Origin of the sequence: Phocaeicola coprocola, assembly GCF_041333015.1 — a bacterium.
In the GTDB taxonomy this organism is placed as follows: domain Bacteria; phylum Bacteroidota; class Bacteroidia; order Bacteroidales; family Bacteroidaceae; genus Phocaeicola; species Phocaeicola coprocola.
Genome location: NZ_JBGKGM010000001.1, coordinates 1517313 through 1536645, shown reverse-complemented (window position 1 = coordinate 1536645; position 19333 = coordinate 1517313). Strand labels below are relative to the sequence as shown.

General features: G+C 38.1%; 10 protein-coding genes. 4 read left to right on the top strand and 6 right to left on the bottom strand.

Annotated features, from left to right (window positions below; translation table 11 throughout):
• The first annotated feature begins 2 nt into the window (after positions 1 to 2).
• The 4 genes from ACDG22_RS06365 (at position 3) to ACDG22_RS06350 (ending at position 7158) form a co-directional block, all read left to right on the top strand.
• On the top strand, positions 3 to 1418 hold the full coding sequence (locus ACDG22_RS06365; RefSeq protein WP_007571854.1) for a sugar porter family MFS transporter: 1416 nt from the start codon (positions 3 to 5) through the stop codon (positions 1416 to 1418).
• 14 nt (positions 1419 to 1432) lie between these two features.
• Positions 1433 to 2896, top strand: a complete 1464-nt coding sequence (locus tag ACDG22_RS06360) for a calcineurin-like phosphoesterase C-terminal domain-containing protein (protein ID WP_227994669.1) — start codon at positions 1433 to 1435, stop codon at positions 2894 to 2896.
• 164 nt (positions 2897 to 3060) lie between these two features.
• Entirely contained in the window at positions 3061 to 4464 is a 1404-nt protein-coding gene (locus ACDG22_RS06355) for a DUF5009 domain-containing protein (protein ID WP_270230620.1), read from the top strand.
• A gap of 126 nt (positions 4465 to 4590) precedes the next feature.
• Positions 4591 to 7158 carry a beta-N-acetylglucosaminidase domain-containing protein gene (locus ACDG22_RS06350; RefSeq protein WP_270230621.1) on the top strand — a complete coding sequence of 856 codons (2568 nt, stop codon included), beginning with the start codon at positions 4591 to 4593 and terminating at the stop codon, positions 7156 to 7158.
• A 90-nt stretch (positions 7159 to 7248) separates the two neighbouring features.
• Here the strand turns inward: ACDG22_RS06350 and ACDG22_RS06345 are convergent, their stop codons facing one another.
• From ACDG22_RS06345 to ACDG22_RS06320, 6 genes are all read right to left on the bottom strand, one after another.
• On the bottom strand, positions 7249 to 8892 hold the full coding sequence (locus ACDG22_RS06345) for a fumarate hydratase (protein ID WP_007571846.1): 1644 nt from the start codon (positions 8890 to 8892) through the stop codon (positions 7249 to 7251).
• Between the two features lie 156 nt (positions 8893 to 9048).
• Positions 9049 to 10818 carry a TlpA family protein disulfide reductase gene (locus tag ACDG22_RS06340; protein ID WP_270211963.1) on the bottom strand — a complete coding sequence of 590 codons (1770 nt, stop codon included), beginning with the start codon at positions 10816 to 10818 and terminating at the stop codon, positions 9049 to 9051.
• Positions 10819 to 10832: 14 nt separating this feature from the next.
• Positions 10833 to 12824: a DUF4954 family protein gene (locus ACDG22_RS06335; RefSeq protein WP_302451951.1), complete on the bottom strand. Its 1992-nt coding sequence runs from the start codon at positions 12822 to 12824 to the stop codon at positions 10833 to 10835.
• Positions 12825 to 12826: 2 nt separating this feature from the next.
• A complete protein-coding gene (hflX, locus tag ACDG22_RS06330; protein ID WP_007571840.1) occupies positions 12827 to 14083 on the bottom strand; it encodes a GTPase HflX in 1257 nt (418 codons plus the stop codon).
• Positions 14084 to 14308: 225 nt separating this feature from the next.
• Positions 14309 to 15802, bottom strand: a complete 1494-nt coding sequence (locus ACDG22_RS06325; RefSeq protein ID WP_007571838.1) for a RagB/SusD family nutrient uptake outer membrane protein — start codon at positions 15800 to 15802, stop codon at positions 14309 to 14311.
• Positions 15803 to 15823: 21 nt separating this feature from the next.
• The gene (locus tag ACDG22_RS06320) at positions 15824 to 19111 is read right to left on the bottom strand and encodes a SusC/RagA family TonB-linked outer membrane protein (protein WP_302451895.1); all 3288 of its coding nucleotides are present in this window, start codon (positions 19109 to 19111) and stop codon (positions 15824 to 15826) included.
• Between the last annotated feature and the right edge of the window lie 222 nt (positions 19112 to 19333).

Sequence of the window (19333 nt, the reverse complement as noted above, 5' to 3'; positions counted from 1 at the left end):
TAATGGAATCAACTAAATTCAATCTGGGATATATGATTTTTCTTTCCTTTGTTGCAGCCATAGGAGGATTACTTTTCGGTTATGATACTGCTGTCATTTCTGGAACTATCAGTCAGGTTACCGATCAATTCCAACTCGATGCATTACAACAAGGTTGGTATGTAGGATGTGCTTTAATTGGTTCTATATGTGGTGTAATGTTTGCAGGAATGTTAAGCGACCGTTTAGGACGAAAATGGGTAATGATTATCGCTGCTCTTTTATTCTCTATATCAGGTATCTGGTGTGCAGCTTCATCTGATTTCAATCACTTAATAGCTGCCCGTATTTTAGGAGGTATTGCTATTGGAGTAGTTTCAATTGTTTCCCCTCTATACATATCCGAAGTTGCAGCAGCACAGTATCGAGGTAGGCTAGTGTCACTTTATCAAGTAGCTGTAACCGTAGGCTTTTTAGGAGCATACATTGCTAATTTTTATTTATTGAGTTTCTCACAAAGCGGATTCGAATCAAATATAGAATGGATTAATAAAATATTTATATCAGAAGTATGGAGAAGTATGCTCGGGATGGAATCAGTACCAGCTATTATCTTTCTGATAACAATATTCTTTATTCCCGAAAGCCCACGTTGGCTTATTGTCGTACAAAGAGAAAATCAAGCTCAGAAAGTACTTCAAAATATTTATCTTACCACTTCTGAAGCACAATTACAAATAGAACAGACCAAAGCTATTCTGGCAAACGAACATCAATCCAGCTGGTCTATGTTGTGGCGACCTGGCATATTAAAAGCAGTTATCATCGGAGTATGTATAGCTATGCTTGGACAATTTATGGGAGTAAATGCCGTACTCTATTATGGACCTTCTATCTTTGAAGATGCAGGATTATCAGGAGGAGATTCCCTATTCTACCAAATTCTAATCGGCACAGTCAATATGGTAACAGGAGTTTTGGCTTTGCTAATCATTGATAAAATAGGACGTAAAAAACTCATTTATTATGGAGTCTCAGGTATGATTATATCTCTTATCGCCATTGGAATCTATTTCTTGGCAGGAGAGAAAGTTGGTTTATCTAACACATATTTATTACTATTCTTCCTAGCATACATATTTTTCTGTGCAGGTTCTATCAGTGCTGTTATATTCGTTTTGCTTTCTGAAATGTATCCAACAAAAATACGAGGACTGGCAATGTCTGTAGCCGGATTATCCTTATGGATCGGAACTTATTTAATAGGACAGCTTACTCCTTGGATGCTAGAAACACTTACTCCTGGCGGAACATTTTTCTTATTTGCATTCATGTGTCTTCCCTATATGCTAATCGTATGGAAACTGATGCCGGAAACTGCTGGAAAGACACTTGAAGAAATAGAACTGTTTTGGACTGGACAAAAATGTAAATCTTAATAAAAAAATATCTGATGAGACATATTTTATGCATATTATTATCGGTTTTTGGATTAACAACCGGAATGACACAGCACCTGCATCAGATAAGAGGTACTGTATTTTGCGAAAATAAAGGCATTTCTGGTGTTGTTGTTTCCGATGGAAAGAATTGCGTACAAACAGATAAACAAGGTAACTATAGCCTCAATATTGATAATGAAAGTCGATTTGTATTTATATCCACACCATCTGGATACCTGACAGAAATCAAAGAAAATACGATTCCATTATTCTATAAGCCAATAGATCGTTCTGTAGATAAGAACTATAATTTTCATCTTAAAAAGAACCCTCATGATGACTTAAATCATGTATTCTTTGCCCAAGCCGATGTTCAAGCTATCAGACCTGAAAATTTAGAAACATATCATACTTTTCTAAATGATTATCAGGAAGAACTTGCATCATATCGTAATACGGATATCTTCGGTATTGACTGTGGAGATATTACGGGCGATAATGCCCAACTATTTCCACCATATATTGAAGCAATCAAGTCATTGAACATCCCTGTATACCGTGCCATAGGAAATCATGATATGGATTATAACGGACGTTCTTTCGAAACCTCACAGCATAGCTTCGAAAGCTTTTTTGGTCCTACATGCTATTCCTTCAACAAGGGTAAAGTACACTATATTATTTTAAATAATAACTTTTACATCGGAAGAGAATTTTATTATATCGGCTACATCGACGAAAAAACTTTTCGATGGATGGAAAAAGATCTCTCTTTTTTAGAAGAAGGAACTCCACTTGTAATTGTCATGCATATACCTACCCGACTTACAGAAAAACAACAACCGTTCCAATTCGACTATAATACACTAGCCGACCAGACTGTCAATGCAGAAGCATTTCACCAGTTAATTAAGGATCATCCCACGCACATTATTTCAGGACATATGCATTACAATCTCAATATATGTTACAATGACAAACTTATGGAACACAATACAGCTGCAATCTGTGGTACTTGGTGGTGCTCCGATATCTGTCTAGATGGTACTCCACGAGGATATGGTATTTATCAAGTCAACGGCAATCAGCTTATCTGGAAATATAAATGCATCGGAAAACCTGATAACTATCAGGCCAGAGTATATCTGCCTGGAGCCTCAAAAGAATTTCCACAAGCAATAATCGCTAATGTATGGAATTGGGATAAGCTATGGAAAGTTGAATGGATGGAAGATGGAAAACTCATGGGAGAAATGACTCAGTATACAGCTTATGATCCACTAGCTGAAAAGATGTGTCAAGAAGCTGTACAGACATATAGCTGGATTGCTCCGGTTAAAACAAATCATCTATTCAAGGCTATACCCCAAAACCCACAAGCTCAAATAAGTGTAAAAATAACCGACCGATTTGGACATGAATATATACAATCGGCACAAGATTTTTCATCTTTCTTTTTACAATACCAGAAATAAATTTCATAAGTTATATTAAGGTTTTTATTGATTAATGATGGAGGGATAACGCATAAAAAGGTGACCATCATTTATAGAGGCGTCAGTCATTCAATCTCGATGAGATGAGAACTACGCCTCTATTTGCAGAATATTTATAAAACATAAATCTAAACACACAACCAATGAATCAAAGAGCTTTAGCACTAGACGCTTTACGAGGATATGCTATCATCACAATGGTATTATCAGCTACCATTATATCCTCCATTTTACCAGGATGGATGAGTCACGCCCAAACCCCTCCTCCTGAGCATATTTTTAACCCGGAAATACCTGGTATCACATGGGTAGATTTAGTTTTTCCATTTTTCCTTTTTGCTATGGGAGCTGCATTTCCTTTTTCCATCGGCAGACATGCAGAAAAAGGAAGAAGCAAATTAATGCTATGCTATGATGCGATCAAAAGAGGAATACAATTAACCTTCTTTGCTATTTTTATCCAACATTTTTATCCTTACGTAATAAGTTCTCCACAAGACTTACGTTCCTGGTTATTAGCAATAACTTGCTTTATGGTTTTATTTCCTATGTTTATGCGTATTCCATATCAACTACCTGAAAAAATACATAAAATCATAAAACTATCAGCCTATCTAATCGCCATTATTATGTTGGTAACGACACAATATGCCAATGAAAGAAGCTTTTCCCTATATTTTAGTAATATTATCATATTAATATTAGCCAATATGGCTATATTCGGCTCGTTACTTTACATATTTACTATACATAATCGCTTGCTAAGAATCTGTATTTTAATCTTATTAGGAGCTTTGATGATAAGTAAAGATATCGAAAGCTCATGGGTAGAACATTACCTGAATATTTCTCCTATACCTTGGCTGTACCGGTTTGAATATCTGGAATATCTGTTCATTGTTATCCCAGGAAGCTTTGCAGGAGAGATTCTAAAAAAATGGCTCTCAGAGAACCATGAGAATATCTATCCGACAAAAGTCATAACAGGAGTTGCTTTATTGAGTATTCTGGTATCTGTCATATTAGTAAATCTATATTGTTTATATAATCGATTTCTTGAAGCAAACCTGATTATTACTATTATTTTACTAACAACCGGATATTTATTACTTAAAGGTAAACCTAAAACTGATATTAGAACACTTTGGTACAAACTGTTCGACCTAGGAAGTTTCTTCCTGCTATTAGGGCTTTTTATTGAACCTTTTCAAGAAGGTATCAAAAAAGATTATGCAACATTCAGCTATTTCTTTGTTACATCAGGATTAGCTTTTATGACATTGATTATTTTCAATATTATTTGTGATTACTTCAAATGTGTTCGTTCCACACGTTTCTTAATCATGTCTGGACAAAATCCGATGATAGCCTATGTAGCAACAGATCTTTTGATATATCCAATACTAAATATCTTAGGAATAACTCCTTTATTAAAATATTTTTATTCATCTCCTTGGCTAGGATTTTTACACGGAATTATATTAACAAGCTTAACTGTATTTATAACTATGTTTTTTACTCGTATCAAATGGTATTGGCGAACTTAAAATAAAAGATGAAACAATAGTATCTTTTATTAAAGTATATTTTTCAAGTTCAAGCAAACATTTTGCCCTAAAACAACTTTCTTTTACAAGGAAATCAATAGCTTTGTAAAGCAAAACCTATTTTATATGGAAAAAAGATACTATAAAAAATCACTAATGGCAGGAGTAATATGCGCAATGGCATGCAGTAACCTCCTTGCACAAGAAACTGAGTTTGATTTATCGTCACAACGACTGGAAATCCAACAAGTATTGCCCGTTCCCGGAAAGAAGATAGACCATCAGGGAATTATCATCAATCCGACTCCCCACAAACTAACAGTAGATCGAAACAATATGTTGGATATTGCTGGTGGATTGGTTCTTAAAGATAAACAAGAAAAATTTTCAGAAGATCTGAAATTTCTTACTCTGACAAAGAAAGGAGTGAAACTAACTATCGATTTTGGAAAAAAGGTGGCACTTAAGCAAGGGGTCAAGGAGATTTCTGGAGCTTACACCATGCGTATTGACAAAAAAGGAGTTACAATCGTTGGATATGATGAACGAGGAGCTTTTTATGGCATCCAAACATTGCGCCAACTTATAGAAAGCCCTATCGCTGCAGAAAAACAATTACCTTATTTGGATATCAACGATTATCCAGACTTACCCAACCGTGGTGTAGTAGAAGGTTTTTACGGCACACCATGGTCACATCAGGTACGTATGTCATTAATTGATTTCTACGGAAAATTCAAAATGAACACTTACTTATATGGTCCTAAAGATGATCCATTTCATAGTTGTCCGAACTGGAGACTTCCTTATCCCGAAAAAGAAGCTCAGAATATCAAGGAACTGGTTCAGGCGTGTAAACGGAATCGCGTAGATTTTGTATGGGCCATCCATCCGGGGCAAGACATCAAATGGAACGAAGAAGATTATCAGAATCTGGTCAATAAGTTTAACTGGATGTACGACCTGGGAGTAAGAGATTTCGCAATTTTCTTCGATGACATTTCAGGAGAAGGAACCAATCCGTTAAAACAGACAGAATTACTAAACCGTCTGACTGATGACTTTGTAAAAGCCAAAGGTGATGTATCTCCATTGACAGTCTGCCCGACAGACTACTCTAAGCTTTGGGCTAATCCTACTCCGCAAGGGAGCCTGGCTATTTATGGAAATAGTTTGAATCCAGATATAAAAGTATTCTGGACAGGAGATGTGGTATGCAGTGACCTGACTCCGGAAACAATGGAATGGATTAACTCACGTATCAAAAGACCGGCATATTACTGGTGGAACTATCCGGTAACCGATTATATCCGTAACTTCATTCTACAAGGTCCCGTATACGGTCTGGATACTTCGCTGACTAAAGAAAATGTCTGTGGTGTTGTCAGCAACCCAATGGAACACGGTGAGGCTTCCAAGCTTGCTTTGTACGGAGTTGCAGACTACACATGGAATATCGCAAACTATAATCCTATAGACAGTTGGGAAAGAGGATTGCAGGAGTTGACTCCAAAAGCCAAAGATGCTTACCGTACATTTGCCATTCACTCCAGTGACACTGAAAACGGATATCGCAGAGATGAATCTTGGGAAACTAAGACATTCCGGATTGCAGAATGGAATGATGCCACGGCTCAGGCTCTTAAAACAGAATTCGAAAAAATAGAAAAAGTCCCGGCTGAAATGGAACAGGGATGTGAGAATAAAGCCCTGCTGCAAGAACTCCGTCCGTGGCTGACAGAATTCGGGAAGCTGGGAACAAGAGGGAAACAAGCTATTGAACTGGCTCAAATTTATCGCTCAGGCAACGACGACAGTAGCTTCTGGAACAAATATGTGCAGAACTTGATGAGTAAAGAAGATCGTAAAGCTTATGAAGCTCATAAATTCGGAACACTCAAACTGCAACCGTTCTATGAAAATGCAATGGACGATATGGCTCATGGTTTCTTAAAGAAACTGCTGGGTACAACACCTAAAGATTATAAAGGCATTGGTTCGTTTGGTAACTCTGGTACAATCCTTACTAAATTAATGCTTGATAATGACACTACTACTTACTATACGTCAGGTATCGGACAAAAAGAAGGTGACTGGATTGGAGTAGACCTGAGAGACATCCGTGACGTGACAGAAATATCAATCCTGCAAGGACGAAATTCTGTAGACGATGTAGACTACTTTGACCATGCGATTTTGGAATGTTCTGCTGACGGCAAAACATGGACTCCCCTTATCAAAGAATTGAATAAGCAATATGTCATCAACTGGAAAGGAGATGCTGTAAAAGCACGTTACGTACGACTGAAAAGACTGGAATCTGAACGCAAAAATTATGCTTCTGTCCGCTCTTTCGAGGTCAACCCGCTTCATGTTGAAAATCTAGGATTCAAACTGGAGTCAGAGAATCCACAACAAGTTGTTTATGCATTCGATCAAAATCTGTCTACTTTTTATAAGGTTTCTAATGCATTAACTTTCGAAGTTCCTCAAGGAACAAAAACTTATACATTATTGATGGATAAACTTTCAGCTCCGCTCAAAGTCAAACAATTTGATAAAAAAGGAGAATTGGTATCCGAAACAAGTATTTCTTCGCCTTTCTTCAAACTTGAACTGACAAACGATAAAGTAACCAAAGTCACTCTGGAAGGCAAAGCTGAAATATTCGAAGTCGTCGCTAATCCTCAATAATAAACCGACTAGGAACATAAAAAGAAAAGGCATCATCCTCTTTCAAATCAGTAGAGGATGATGCCTTTCTTATAGTTGGAAATAAATTACTTATTTACAGTTTCCAGTACAACGTGGTTTGATCTGTTTAAAGAAATCATTACCCTTATTGTCAACCAGGATAAATGCAGGGAAGTCTTCTACTTCAATCTTCCAGATTGCTTCCATACCCAGTTCAGGATATTCTACACATTCGATGCTCTTAATATTATTCTGAGCAAGAATAGCAGCCGGACCACCGATAGAACCCAGATAGAAACCACCATGCTTCTTACAAGCATCGGTTACAGCCTGGCTACGGTTACCTTTAGCCAACATAATCATGCTACCACCATGACTCTGGAACAAGTCAACATACGGGTCCATACGTCCGGCAGTTGTCGGTCCCATAGAACCACAAGCCATACCTGCAGGAGTCTTGGCAGGACCAGCATAATAAATAGGATGGTCTTTAATGTACTGAGGCAAATCTTCACCACGATCCAAACATTCTTTCAGTTTAGCATGAGCGATATCACGACCAACAATAATAGTACCATTCAGTGACAGACGAGTGGCAACAGGATATTTATCGAGTTCTGCAAGAATTTCCGGCATCGGACGGTTAAGGTCAATCTTCACAGCATTACCTTCACCTGCCTGACGCAATTCTTCAGGAATCAATTCACCTGGATTTGAATCCAGTTTTTCAATCCAGATACCATCTTTATTAATCTTACATCTGATATTACGGTCAGCAGAACAAGAAACACCCAAGCCAACCGGACAAGAAGCACCGTGACGAGGCAAACGAATGATGCGTACATCGTGAGCATAATATTTACCACCAAACTGTGCTCCCAAACCAATACGGTGAGCTTCTTCCAATACTTGCTTTTCAAGTTCTACATCGCGGAATGCACGTCCGTATTCATTGCCTGTAGTAGGCAAGTTGTCATAGAAACGAGTAGAAGCCAATTTCACAGTCAGCAAGTTCTTTTCAGCAGATGTACCACCAATTACAAATGCAATATGATAAGGAGGACAAGCAGCTGTACCTAAAGTCTTCATCTTTTCTACCAGGAACGGAACCAATGTAGCCGGATTCAAGATAGCTTTGGTTTCCTGATACAGATAAGTTTTATTAGCAGAACCACCACCTTTTGTTACACACAGGAAGTTATATTCCATACCTTCAGTAGCTTCCAGGTCGATCTGTGCAGGCAAGTTACAACGTGTGTTTACTTCTTCATACATACTCAACGGAGCATTCTGAGAATAACGCAAGTTGTTTTCTGTATATGTTTTATATACACCCAGTGACAAAGCTTCTTCATCACAGTATCCAGTCCATACTTGCTGACCCTTTTCACCATGTATAATAGCAGTACCGGTATCCTGACAGAAAGGTAAAACTCCTTTTGCTGCAACTTCAGCGTTACGCAAGAAAGTCAAAGCAACGTATTTATCGTTTTCGCTAGCTTCCGGATCATTCAATATTTTGGCTACCTGTTCGTTGTGAGAACGACGCAACATGAAAGAAACATCGTGGAATGCAGCGTTAGCCATTGCAGTCAATCCTTCTTTTTCAATTTTCAGGATAGGTTTTCCTTCGAACTCGCTTACAGACACATAATCTTTTGTAAGCAAATAGTATTCAGTAGTATCCTTTCCGTGTTCAAACATCGGCTGATACTTGAATTCTGGTGTTGCCATAATGATAAGAAATTAATTGTTAGTTACTATGCCAACAAAGGTACGAAGTATTATCGAAATTTTTCCTTAATTAAGATAAAATCTTTGTTCCGAATGATTCAAAAACTCTGCCGTATTTCACTTTCATGATTCAGTAAGAGATTTACTGAAACTCTCCTACTCCATAGCTCTCAACAAATCTCTCTGCAAAATGTCAACTCCAGGAAATCCTACATAACGATCCTGAAGCTTACCATCGTAACTGATTACCAGATATCCCGGAATTCCTGTAATGCCATACGAATTACAAAGATATTCCCATTGTTTCTGAGTCAAACGATAATGTATACCATTTATTTCCGCAATAGCAGTCTTCCAGACTTCTTTTGGAGAAGATGGTCCTGTAACATAAACATATACTACATCTTTCGATGACATCCGCTGCTTTAGTACATTTACCGCAGGCATGCTTTTCCGGCAAGGACCGCACCATGTAGCCCAGAAATCAACAAGTACAGCATTACCCCGATGCTGAGATATGATAGCAGGCAATATATCAGCTCCCGACACTAATGTATCCAACTCTGCAATAACATATTTTTCAGAAGCCTTTGCCCGTTCGGCAACAGCCTGCATGGTCTTTATCTTTTCTCTTACATATGCACTTATTTCCGGATGTTCTATCGAAGCCAGCATTTTTTTGTCTGCCGATTTCAGACGTTCTTCTTTAACAACATTCTGATAAATATTTCTTGCCTTTTTTATATCTTCCCACAAATCTAACGTTTCCCCCGTATCACGTTCCCGATACTGTAAGTATGTCACATAATCGTAACCATATTTATCATAAGGAGAGTTTACAATCCCCTGCATTTTAGTACGGGCACCTTGCAGAACAAGAGCATTTATCTGCATATTTGCAGATACGTATTCCTTATACGCTTTACCGGCTCGTTGGTCATGGTCTAAATCCGATTCAAGTCTTTCCAGCTCAGACTGCACCTGTTTATTATATTCTTCATCAGATAAATCCAGCGTCTTACTTGAGAAATCAGGATCATCGTTAAGAGCCAGAGGATATCCCCAGGTAGCCAGTTCCGTATTCAACAAGGATTCAGCTCCATCAAACCACGCTTTCTGCTTCCGGTCATACTCATCCTTCAACAAACGGGAAGCCGACATACTCAATCTGGGAAGATGAATATACACAGTCATTTCTTTACCTGGTAAAAGGAAAAGATCCAACTGTGCCTTATTTATCTGAAGTTTTGCCCCTCCGGCGAGCAGTAAATCGGTTTCAATATGAAAAGAACCATCCTGACGTACCTTTACAGTCTTTCCCCAATCATTATAAAACAGCCAGTCTGAATGACGAAAAACAACATCCAATGCAATTTGAGGATCATAACCTAATATATAACCGTTTATTATAGACTTACCTGCTTTTAACCGGGGAGCAGGCAAATCCTGACTTTGCTCCAGATGATTAGTTTGCAAAAAACTTGGTATATATACATAGGGTTCTGCCTTACTTAGTTGTACTCCCCATATAATCCATCCTTCTTCTTTCTCTACAAAATCAACAGCATGCACCCCTGCAGGAATCGGAGCAAAAGAAAGAGTTACATGATGCTTCCCCGACTTCGAAATAAGCTCCGGCTCGGTTTTTCCATCAATAGACACCCCTTCAGCTTCACGCAAGCTAAATTCTTGCTGCGTGGTACGCAGACATGTTTTCGAAGAGATAACAGCAGCTTCTCCCGGCTCACCATACAAAACAGCATCTACCTGCGTCTGCTCATCCGTTAATATGATTTTCTTTATTTCTATTTTCGACGTATTTGTCGTAATAAAGCACGGGCGGCTAACTTCTCTTTTACGATAAGTTCCCGCCTGCAAAAACAAAAACATACAACTAAAAACAAAAAATAGCCATACGCCTTTCATAAATCACATTCTTTTTAATTATATATATTGCTTAAACGAGCAACTAATTCATTTCCAAGTTCAGTCTTCACTTCTATATGCTTCAAAACGGCTGTTACAAAAGGATTACTTTCGAACACACCGCGCACTTGTTCAAAGTCAAGCATTTGCTCTTCCTTACTACCATCAGCACCAAAGCCAGTCATCGAAGACAAAGAAAATTCTTTCTTTGCATCTTCATATACCATCTTATCCAGCCATACCACAGACTGTTGCCATTGATGCACAATGTTTATAATATCCTTTGCAGTTATTGTTTCGGCATCCAGTCTGTAGAACTCCAGCATTTTTCCATACGCCCAAGTCCATTCATAGGTATAATAATTGGCATGCATTTCTGCAAAACGGTCATGTATCTGGTCAACAGTATGCAAAACACCTGTTTCTATATCGCTCATCAATCGCTCTATCTCTGTTTTTGGAGCTATTAAGCCAGAAATGTCAACCCATTCACCTTGTCCGATCGAAGTATCCGGCAATAAACGCTGTCGTACTTCCTCATCATTCTTAAAATGTATTTCCTCCAGACGCTTGATAACCGAATTACCCAGGAATTTATGAATAGCTGTTTCATAAAACTTGATACCTTTATTCAACGCCGAGTTTTTAATCTTTGCGCTCTGATAAGAATATGTTTCCGAAGTTTCTCCCGATACTCTTTCCAACTCTTTCAGAATACTCCGTCCTTTCATCATCTTCTGAATTGTGTATGGACTGAGCAAATTATAATTAATCTGATCCAGACGGAAAGGATCTTTACGCAAATCACGTTTCGGCCATTTCTGTGCATCACGAATTGTGCCGACGCTACGAAGATTAACCCCCGGAACCAGATAAGTCGTATTTTTATCCTCTATCAAATAAGAGAAAGGTAAATCCGATGTATCAGGATGATTGACATGACGTCCCATTACAAGTGAAAAGGCTCCGATACGTGCAGACCAAAGGATATATGAATCCGAAGTAGTCTTAGCACCTCTTTCCAACGCTCCCTGATGAATCGGCCCCAGCTTATACATATGATTACTCTGGTTAGATCCTGAACCCGCATTCATAAATGAAAACATCCCGGCAATCAGCAAAGTTGACTTATGATGAGTCACCGTAAACGGTCCGGCAAAAATAGCACATGCTTCTCCATTTTCCTCCTGACAATTGCTGAAAAACAAAGAATCCGAAGCCGAATAATTATGCCCCATATGACAAGCCTGTCCCACAAAACAGCGAGTCATCATCGTGCCATCCTCTATGTGCGAACCACTGGAGATAATAAAATCATCACATACCACTCCGTAACCGATATGTACCGGATCGTCAGCATTACTGTTAATACTACCGTTCTTCAGTCTGCCAGCTCCCTCTATTTCACAATGGTCACCGATACGCACATTTTTAATATATCCCGAATTGACAATCGTGACGTGCGAACCTATCGTTCCTCTATCCGAAGCATGTTCGTCTGCATAAGCCTCAACCAACGCTTTCATACGCTCAATGAGCTGCGGACGATGACGGTAAAGTGCCATAATATATGCCTGATGTGCAGAAAGACGGTCATGAATCATAACCTCACGACCTCCTGTTTCATTCAAGACAGACACCTCTACCCCATTTCCAAAACGAGATTTCCGGTCTACCAGAATAATATCCACATTCTCGATAAATGTATATGCCCCAATCTCATAGTTAGCAATGTAATTCTTTACATTTTCAATGCAACAGTTATCTCCCACTGTCACATTATGCAGAGTCACATACGATAATTCGGAATGCTTACAGATACCTCCCGGCAATGTAAATTCGTGTTCAAATACTCCCAGACACACCTTCCCGGAAAAACGAGCATGATGTACATAGTCAGGAGTGAAACGTTCAGCCACCCGTACATCCTTCCAGTCGGAAGCCGAACAAAGCTGCGATTCCAGCCTGTTTATTTCTTCATCAGTCAGCGAACGGTAATTTATCATAATTATTCTTCATCATAAGTTTGATAAAGGAAATCATTATAAGGATACTTCTGCACATGCAACTCTCTTACTTTCTTATAAACAATTTCCTTCAGTTCATCGATATTCGTTTTATTTCGAGCCGAAATAAAGATACAATTATCATTCATCTTAGCCATCCATGTATGCATAAGCTCTTCCAGCGTAATATTCTCCTTCGTTTTCGGAGTCAAATCATCTTCAGCCTTTTCTACATAGGTATACGCATCTATCTTATTGAATACAATCATGGTAGGCTTTCCTCCTGCTCCTAAATCAGCAATTGTTTTATCTACCACCTGTATCTGCTCCTCAAAATCAGGATGAGAGATATCTACCACATGAAGCAATAAATCAGCTTCACGCACTTCATCCAGTGTAGATTTAAACGAATCGACCAAATCAGTTGGAAGTTTACGAATAAAACCTACCGTATCGGAAAGCAGGAAAGGCAAGTTTTCAATAATCACCTTACGTACTGTCGTATCAAGAGTAGCAAACAGCTTATTTTCAGCAAAGACTTCACTTTTAGCCAATAAATTCATCAATGTCGATTTTCCGACATTCGTATATCCAACCAGAGCAACACGAATCAAGCGTCCGCGATTTTTACGCTGAGTAGATTTCTGAGTATCTATTTCAGCCAGACGCTGTTTTAGTAAAGCCATACGATTCAAAATAATACGACGGTCCATTTCAAGCTGAGTTTCACCCGGTCCACGAAGACCAACAGAACCCTTACCACCTCCGGCTCCGGAACCACCACCCTGACGCTCAAGGTGAGTCCACAAACGTTGCAAACGGGGTAGCATGTATTTATATTGTGCCAATTCAACCTGTGTCTTGGCATTGGCAGTTTGTGCACGCATCGCAAAAATATCCAGAATAAGCGATGTACGGTCCAGAATCTTTACATTCAGCTCCTTTTCGATATTACGTATCTGTTTGGCAGAAAGTTCATCATCAAAGATAACCATACCCACTTCTTCTCCTTCTTCCTCCTTTTTCTGAAGAAGATATTCTTTAATTTCCTGCAACTTACCTTTACCTACGTATGTCACAGTATTGGGATAATCCATTTTTTGAGTAAAACGTTTTACGACCTCAGCTCCTGCCGTTTCTGCAAGAAAAGCAAGTTCATCCAAATATTCATTCGTTTTACGCTCGTTCTGTGTCTGGGTAATCAAACCCACCAATGCAGCCTTTTCAGTCTGCGCATCTGATATAACAAATTCTTTCATTCAGTATAGTTGTATGTCTAATTGTGGCAAATATAGCGAAAAAGCACGCACCAAGTATTTTATCAAACAAAAAATTAAAGAAACATTCATACAATAAGTATTTATCATACAGCCCCAAACATCATGCTATGTATTTTATGAAAATCATCCGAAACAATAAAACCCCGTCATCAACAGTTTAATGCCAATGACGGGGTTCTAAAATATCAGTGCTTATGCTTTAACTTAATCATCCAAATTCGGATTATTTATAATCTCTTTTTCTGGAATTTTAAATGTCAAGCGTTCATCTTTATAATCATAAGTTTGTCCAGGAAGCATAGCATCTTCTGCACAACGAGTAATACTCTTCTGGAAACGCTTCATTGTAAGCAATCCACGTCCTTCAGCCCATAATTCCAAACGCCAGTTAAAGTAAATTTCATCCAAAAGCCCTTCTTTACCCATCTGTTCTACTTTTGCGGCTGCTTCTGTATCACGCTCATCCAATAAAGCTTTCAAAGAAATTTTCGCATCAGAAAGATTATTCTCTCGTGCATTAGCTTCTGCATTTATCAAATACATTTCAGCGACACGCATATATACTTCATCGTCATACCATTCTCTGTTTCCTAAGATACGCTTGCTGTTATAGAATTTCCACCAGTTTGTCAATTCATATTGTTCTCCCTTTTCATCTGTTTCAGTAAACCATTTTTTACGAACATCTGTATCCGGTATAGAATTATACAAATTAGTATCAATCAATTTTTCACCGCCGGCATACGCATAGCTATATGTAAACAAGTCCATATGTCCCCAGAATGTAGGCAGAGCCGGAGAGTTACTTGTTGTCAGATCAATAGCCCACATCCATCCAGGAATAGAAACAGAACTAAATCCTGAATTGATAACTTCCGTTCTATTCATCAAGGTAAACTCTTTCGAATCAATCACCTCTTGAGTCAATCGAGCCGCTTCTCCATTTTCACCCATCATAAGATAAGCATAAGCCAGCATACCTTTTGCTACCGCCTGATTAATCTGGTCCTTTTGTCCTGAAGGACGTTCATATCCTTCAAGCATAGGAATAGCATCTGTCAAATCTTTAACAATCAGTTTATAAACTTCTTCTACACTTGATTTCTTTGCAGCTTCCGAAGTTAATTGAGTACGATAAATAGGTATTGCTAAAGCTGTTTTATCTTCCTGATAAGGACGGGCATATAAGTTTACCAAGTTAAAATAAGAATGCGCTCTCAAAGCTTTGGCTTGTGCAAAATACACACCATTTTCTCCAGTAGGTTTCGCTTCATCACCTCCAGCAGCATCAATAATTTCATTGGCAGCTTTGATAAGACGATAATAATATCTCCAGAATTGATAAGAGAACTGAGATGCTGTACGAGTTGAACAAGTCAAATCACCAGCATATTCAAACCAGCCATATCCTTTCATCATAATGACCATATCTCCACTCATCAAGTCTGTTGCTATATCAACAGCTTTCTGTCCGAAGTCATCATGACCTTTTACATCACCTGTAGACATTGCAAATGTTGTAGAATAAGTACCTAATGCTTGTCCCATCAATATATTGGTATTCCATTTAGCCACTTCTTCCAAATCACCAGATGTGATATAATCCGAAGGACTTTTTTCCAAAAATGAATCTGAACATCCACTGTTTAGAAGCATCAAACTTAAAGCAGCAACCGGAATGTATTTATTTAATTTCATAAATTTCTGATTTTATTTTAGTTAAAACTGAACTTTAATACCTCCCATAATTGTACTCAATGGGCTGTATTGGCTTCTGCCTGATTCTCCTGAGTCATTATTATTATCATTGTTGACCGTATCTCTACTACCTGAAGAAGCATTAGCCACATAACCTTTACGAGCCGAAAGGAAGAACAAGTTGTCTCCAGATACATATACGCTCAGACCTCCCAGGTGCAGTTTAGAAGTAATGCTTTGTGGGAAAGTATATCCCAAACGAAGATTAGACAGGTTCAGATAAGAACGGCTAGTCAAGAAACGTGTTGAAGTTGCATTAGCATAACTAGTACCGTCATCCCCTCCACCATAGTTATTGGTAAGTCGAGGAACATCTGTAATATCACCAGGCTGCTGCCAACGGTTTTCAATATCTTTATGCCAATTATGCTTTCCAGCCCCATCATTATGCATTAATTCCTGATAATTATAATCGTAACCATATCCTCCCAAGCTATATGAGAATGTCGCATTCAAAGTAAATCCTTTTGCATATAAATCAAAACCAAAACCACCTTGTAAAGCAGGTATTGCTGATTTATCAACAAATTTCTTAGTAGCTTGACTCCAGTCGCTTGTCTGCTCTACTTCCAGTTTATTGATGGTTTTAGTTGATTTATAAGTTTCCATATCTGTAATCAACTCTTTAGTACCATCAGGCAATACATTATAATACTGATTATACATAGCGTATCCGGTCTGAGGATCTACACCTGCATATTCACGCATGTAGAAATCATACAAAGAATGTCCTTTTGCCCATCCATAGTAAGTGCTTAATTCCAAAGCCTTCTCTTTACCTGTAGTTTCATCAATAGGCATCTTAGTCATTTCATTCTTATAATATCCACCATTAACACGGAAATCGAATTTATAATCTTTCTTATTCAAAAGATGTGCAGTCAAAGAAAATTCTACACCCTGATTTACCAGCTCTCCATCATTAACAGGATAAGAAGCATATCCCAAAGAAGGAGCTACCTGCTTCATAAACAACATATCAGTTGTCTTTTTATGGAAATATTCAACTTCACCTTCAAGTATACCAGCAATATCAAATTCAATACCAGTATTAATAGTAGAACTTCTTTCCCAAGTTAAATCAGGATTACCTTTATAAACAAAGCTGAAAGTATAATTATCGTTCAAGTTGTTAATCTGATACAAATCTTCATATGGATAGTATCCAGCGACAACAGGACTTGTTATAAAATCCTGATTACCAAGAACACCCCAGCTCAATTTATATTTCAAATTCTTCAACCATTTGATATCTTTCATAAATTCTTCGTTAGTAATAGCCCATGCAGTTCCAATAGATCCAAATGTTCCCCACTTATGACCTTTAGCAAAACGTGAACTACCATCAGCACGAAGTGTTCCGTGAATAAAATATTTATTATCCCAGTCATAACGCAACTGACCAAAATAACTTTCAATCGCATAACCATAAGTATACGATTCCATATAATCCATTATAACAGCATTACTCCATTCTGTATTATCCGGACGAACCATTTTTGATTTAGCACCATATGATACGTTGGTTGTACTATTTGTTGATTCATGAGCAACAAAAGCTTCAAAATTATTTCTTCCAAAACTTTGAGTCCATGATAAAATCTGGTTAGCAGTAAAGTTCAAATAATTCACCTGAGTTTTCACAATTTGTCCTTTACCAGCACTATCACCATAATATGGATTTGTCAATTCGTTTTCAGCCTGACCATAATACTGCAAACCAACATTAGCAGTTGCTTTGAAGTGTTTCAAGAAACGAGCCTCAAATGAAGCATTACCATTAAACTGGTGTGTCTTGATTTCATCTTTATCCAAAAGCAATGCACCAGCAGGATTAATACCAGCAGCAAACGGACGGCTATAACCGGCATTCATACCATAATCGTATTTATTTCCTCCAATGCTTGTATCTTGTACAATATTTCCGTTTTCATCACGTTCAAAAACAGGGAACAATGAAGGCATACCGTTTATAAACTGGAAACCATTGTTCATATTACTATCAGACTGTCCCGGCTTATTGGTAATCATATATGCATACGATAATGATGTTGTAGCTTTCAACCAAGGGGCAATCTGATTACTCATATTGTTACGAACATTGAATCGTTCGTAATCCGAAGAAATATAATATCCTTCATCCTTCAGATAACTAAAAGCTGTATAATGGGTCATTTTCTCGTTACCACCTGAGATTTTAAGGCTAGCATCAAATTTCTGACCTGTTCTAAACAAATAATCCTCCCATTTTTCCGGAGTATATTTACGTGTAATGCCACTATAAAAACGTCCTGTAGAAGGATCAATCAACTTGTCACCATCTGCGTTCCACATATTATATATAGGAGCAATACCATTTTGTCCTCCGAACAACTGTTGTGAAGCCCATGTTGCAGCTGTAGCACGATCATACCCACCAGCAACTTCTGCATAACCACGTAAACTTTCCCAAGTAAGCTCTGTAAATCTTTCCGGACTATCAATTACATCATAAAGCGGAGTCAAACGCATGTTTGCACCATATTTAACTTCAGCATCAACACGTGTTTTACCTGCTTCACCTTTTTTAGTAGTAATCAAGACTACACCATTTGCAGCACGAGATCCATACAATGCAGTAGCAGTAGCATCTTTCAAAACTGTCATAGAAGCAATATCACTTGGATCGATACCACTTAAATCAGCTTCAAAAGGAATACCATCTACAACATACAACGGAGAACGGCTAGAATATGCTGAACCTAAACCACGAATACGGATACTAGCATTACTTCCAGGTTGTCCAGAAGTAGACATCACTTGTACTCCGGCAACTTCTCCAGCCAATGCTTTAGATAGTTCAGTCGGATTCTTCAACGAGATTTGCTCTCCACCAATTTCAGTAGCTGAACCTGTAAAAGAACGTTTGGTAGCTCCTCCATAAGCAACAACCATAACTTCATCCAATTGTTCTGAATCTGAACGAAGTACGACCTTAACAGTAGGCTTGATAGTTACTTCTTGGCTTTCCAGACCAATGAACGAAACAACCAAAGTTTTTGCCGGACTAGGCACATTGTTGATTGTAAAGTTACCGTCGATGTCTGTTACAGTACCTACAGTAGTACCTTTAACTAAGACAGACGCTCCAACAACCGGCAAACCGTCTTCTTCAGAGGTGACTGTACCAGTAACCTTTGAAACTTGCGCGTTTACCAGACCTATACCTATCATCAGGAAGGTCATTAAAAGCATCAATTTTCTTTTCATAAGATTCTCTCTTAAAGTTTAACTTTGAATTAATAATTTTTCATTAGTTATATTTCTCGGTCGCAAAAATAGTTAAAAATGTAATAACTGTATACTTTTCGATAGAAAAAACTCAATATAAACCTTTTATTTTAACACTTACACCACGTTTTTTACACCAAAATGCTTCTATTTTCAACTCTAAAGCATTTCACTTTGTCATTATTAAAAGCTATATAAGAA